1 protein-coding gene and 1 pseudogene are annotated in these 2,087 nt (G+C 68.7%); both read right to left on the reverse strand.

Annotated elements, in window-relative coordinates:
* Positions 1 to 275 (reverse strand): annotated as a pseudogene (locus DD1DGNOD_RS22115) (hypothetical protein); the annotation flags it as partial.
* 243 nt (positions 276 to 518) lie between these two features.
* The coding region (locus DD1DGNOD_RS22120) for an Hsp70 family protein (protein ID WP_241255913.1) at positions 519 to 2,087 on the reverse strand (1,569 nt) is incomplete at its 5' end.

Raw genomic sequence — 2,087 nt, forward strand, 5'->3', positions numbered from 1 at the left:
TCGTCGCGGGTGGCGGTGTCCAGCAGCGGCACCTCCCACTCGGCCCGCCGCCGCACCAACGTCGCGGCAAGCGAGGCGTACCGGGTCGCGTTCCGCTGCCGTTGCAGGAAGGCCATGACGCCGGCCAGCTGCTCGCGCACCTGCGCGTCGGTGTAGACGGCATCCGGGTCCAGGGCCGCGACGAAAAACGGGTCGTCGAGATCGAGCGAAGACCGGCGGTGCAGCTCCGCCAGCACACGCTGGCGGTAACCGCTGCCGTCGAACGCCGCGCTCACCGCCCCACCTTCGTCCCGTCCCTGCCGCAGGGCAGGTGAAACCCGTGCCTGTGACACCCGTGCCTGTCCTGGATACCGACCCGGAACGTTCACCATATGTACTGGACGGGGTTATGCACTGGACAGGGTCCGGCGTGCTCGCTGCGGGTAGTGTTCCGCAAGCTGTCCGGCCGGTTCGTGCCCGGCGTCGCCCGCCGGTCGAACACCGGACCCTCGGGCCCGGGTGCCAGCCCTGTTGCCTGGCTAATCCCGTTGCTTGAGCAGCGTGACCTTCTTCGTCTCCTCGTCCCGCATCGCCTCGCTGCCCACCCCGGCCCTGACCTGCAGGAGCAGGGGCGCTGTCGCGCCGGGATGGGTGGCGGTAACCAGAATGGTCTGGTCCGGGCGCATGAAGAAGGTAACGTCGACGGGCGTGCCGCGGGGGTGGCCACCCGGGATACCGGTGATGGCGCCTTCGACGATCACCTTGTTGTCCTCCGGCACGGACGACTCAGCGCTTGTGCCCTGTTCGAACACGCGGATGTCGACCTCGGTCTGGTCGTCGGAGATCGTGTAGAAGGTCTGCGTCACCTCGATCGGCAACGGGTCGTTGCGGTGTGCCAGGAACACGGCGATCGCCTTGCCTCTATCCTCGGCAAAGATCCCGAAGCCGCGCGAGGTCACATTTGTGATCTTGGTTTTCACCAGGTCCACCACGGCGGTGGCGGCCAGCCCGAAGCTGCCGGCCGCCCCGGAGGCCGACCGCTGCACGTCAGCCGGTGCGGCCGCTTCCAGGCCCTCCCCCGCGGCGAGTCTGCCCTGCGCGACCAGATCGTCGATGACGTGGCGTTCCAGTTCCTTCTTCTGTCCGAACGCCGCCGCGCCCTTGGCCACAGCAAGATCAGGATCGACGAGGCGCGGACTCAGGCCGAAGTTCTCGGCCAGCTTCCGGGCGACGGCAGGGCTCTTGCTCATCCCCCCGACGAGCAGGCAGACGTCCACGTGGTCGACCCCGCGCTCCCGAGCCCGGGCAAGCACCGAACCGGTCAGGTCGAGCGTGCGCTGCAGCAACGACGCCGTGATCTCTTCGAGGTCGGCACGGGTGACGGTCACGCTCGTGCGCCGGCCGGCATGGACCACGAGCACGTCCACGCTGTCCCGGCCCGACAGCGCCAGTTTCGCCTCCTCCGCCGCGGCCAGCAGCTCCTGCTCGTCATAGACGTCGTCCAGCGGGTCGCCGGCGTCGGGCTGCGCCTCGGTGAACTTCTGCGCGAGAAAGCGCACCAGCTCGGCGTCCCAGTCGGCGCCTCCCAGCTCGTGGTCACCGTCAGTGGCAACGACCGTGATCGCGTTCTCCGACAGCCGGATGACCGTGGTGTCGAAGGTGCCACCGCCAAGGTCGTAGACCAGCACGGTGGTGTCCGCCACACCGTTCTGGGCGAACCCGTAGGCAAAGGCGGCGGCGGTCGGTTCGTTGATGATGTCGACGACGTTCAGCCCGGCGAGCGTCCCGGCGAGTTTCGTCGCCTTGCGCTCCTCGTCCCCGAAGTAGGCGGGAACGGTGATGACCACGTCGGTCACCGGGCTTCCGGTCACCCGCTGCGCGTCGGCGGCCAGGGCCTTGAGAAGAAGACTGGACACCGCGGGAGCGCTGTACTCCTCACCGTGGACGACAAACCGCCAGTCCGCCTCACCCATGTGCCGCTTGACCAGGCTCGCCACGTCGTCCGGGCGGATCCGTGACTGCCGCTTGGCCTGGGTGCCGACGACGAAACTGACACCGCCGTCGGCCGACTCGTCGAACAGCACCACCGACGGCGTGGTCGGCTGCGA

Origin of the sequence: Candidatus Protofrankia californiensis (assembly GCF_900634765.1) — a bacterium.
Taxonomy (GTDB): Bacteria; Actinomycetota; Actinomycetes; order Frankiales; family Frankiaceae; genus Protofrankia; species Protofrankia californiensis.